Annotated in this window: 2 protein-coding genes; one reads left to right on the top strand and one right to left on the bottom strand. The window is 63.3% G+C overall.

Annotated elements, in window-relative coordinates; genetic code table 11:
* Positions 1 to 428 precede the first annotated feature (428 nt).
* Complete coding sequence (locus tag UC32_RS19945; protein ID WP_052690620.1) at positions 429 to 1,184, top strand: hypothetical protein; 756 nt, start codon at positions 429 to 431, stop codon at positions 1,182 to 1,184.
* A 201-nt stretch (positions 1,185 to 1,385) separates the two neighbouring features.
* On the opposite strand, the gene UC32_RS19940 is transcribed toward UC32_RS19945, so the two are convergent.
* On the bottom strand, positions 1,386 to 2,028 hold a 643-nt coding region (locus UC32_RS19940), incomplete at its 5' end, for an IclR family transcriptional regulator (protein ID WP_235423716.1).

Below are 2,028 nucleotides of genomic sequence, written 5' to 3'. Positions count from 1 at the left end.
GATGCATCCCAGTTGCCGGTACAGGATCCCCTTACGGGAGAGTTGAATTCCTGTGTCTCATAACCTCAGTGCCTCGAATCCCTAGGGTTTCGAGACAATGAGTTGGTTGGGAGCCCTGACGAGGGCCGATGCAGATCCACTGCCTGTTTTTGCCGGACTACTGTTGAACACGTGGAACGAGTCAACGCAGTACCTGCTGACGAGACCGGCCGTCAGAGGTGACCCCTACTTCGAACCCAGAGCATGGATGGCAGCGGCAACGAGGGGAAGACGCCGGCACTGATACCGCAGCTCGTACGGGCACGGTCAGAAGCTCACCGTCCGTCAGAGGGGAGAAGCCGCCGACGCACTGGCGGTTTTGGTCGTATCTCTGGCGGTACACGCTGCTTATCGTCGTGCCCCTAAGCTTTGTAGGAATGTGCTTGGGGATGCGCGAAAGCACCAGCTACGCAGCACATTCCGGCCCTGAGACGATTGCCAACATAGGGATGTTCGGACTCGCATTTGGGGGACTTGGGCAGATCGTTGCCCTAGGGGTTGCTCTCACTCTCTTCATCGCCACAACTCCTGCTCGCCGGCAGTGGGCCGCGCAACGGGACGCCGGTTGGACGACGATGCAGTGCCGTGCCGAATATGTGCGGCGGAAGCGCCAGGCCAGCGCACGCAAGCTCGACGCACGCTTGAGTGAGCTCGGGCTCCCACCAATGCACGGCAGAAGTGACGTCTCCCCGGAATTGGTGCGCGCCCAAGATGGCAGCACCCCTTCCGCGCGGCGCGCAGAAGACCCGCGAGGGCCGAGGCTGAGCCGGACCGCACCTCGGAAAGCCGCCTTGATCTTCGCCGCCATCGTGATGGTAGGCGCCGTTGGAGGTGTTTTGTTCAGCCCGCTATTGGACAGGATCCAGGTGGAAGCCAGCCGATGTGAGGTGGTGTCCGCTGAACCGAGGACCAGTTCCGGGGGTTCGAGAGGTTCCGCTTCGACCGCATCAGTGCTGATCGAGACTTCGAACTGCGGACCCCTCGTCGTGAACAGGGGCGTGACCTTCGACAACCAACAGGACGTGGCTTCCTCCTTCAAGCCGGGCCGCGAATACGAATTCGACATGGGCTGGTACTCACGTGTCGTAACGAAAGGCATGCTCAACGGCATTCCAACGGCGGCTGAATACCGATTGGTCGAATGAAGGCAGGAGCCGCAGCAAGCGAATGATCTGGGCTCAGTATTCCTGGGGTGGGCGCTGCTGAGGGCCTTGCCCAGGCGGTCGGCACGTGGTCCGGGGAAGCCTGACATCAAACTGGCCCGGTTTTGCGGCCTAACGTCACCAAGGGCCACTGAGTTTTCAGGGACATCGCCCCGAAAGCTGGGCCAGTTTGGGCCCAGCTGCTTAGTAGACGGAGCCCTCCAGCAGCTCGGAGAGGCGGCCGGCGGCGCGGCGCAGTTCCGGGACCCCGGCTTTCAGGGTGGCCTCCCTGGCGGCCTCAACCGGGCTGGTCAGTGAGATGGATTCGGTGGGCCGGCCCGTCCTGTTAGGTACGGCCATGGCCACCGAGAGGACACCGGTGGCCCGCTCGTCGGCGGAGTAGGCGTAGTCGGTCCCGGGTTCGGGAAGACGCCCGCGGAGGACATCGGCCGTCAGGTCCGGCTCTTCCTGGCCGGACGCCACTGCCGCCGTGACCACCTGCTGAAGTTCGTCGTCAGACGCCGATGCCAGCAGGATCTTCCCCGCGGCGCCGAGCGTCAGCGGGAGCCGCTTGCCCAGCGGAAGGTCGTAGCGCAGTGGCGCCTCGCCGTCCACGCGCGCCACCAGGATGCGCTCGAAGCCCAGCCGGGAATACAGCGACGCCGTCAGTCCGGTCTGCGAGGCCACCTGCTGCAGGATGGGGCGTGCCGCGACCACAAGGGGATCGTTTTCCAGGAAGCTGCGTGCGGCCGGCAGCACGGCAGTGTTGACGCCAGCCGAAAATAGGGCCAAATACGCCAACTGAAAATGAGGCCACTGACCATTATGGAAGGTGATCACATTGGAT

The sequence above is a fragment of the Pseudarthrobacter chlorophenolicus genome (assembly GCF_000962805.1).
GTDB classification, from domain to species: domain Bacteria; phylum Actinomycetota; class Actinomycetes; order Actinomycetales; family Micrococcaceae; genus Arthrobacter; species Arthrobacter chlorophenolicus_A.
This window is presented reverse-complemented; position numbering and strand designations above follow the sequence as displayed.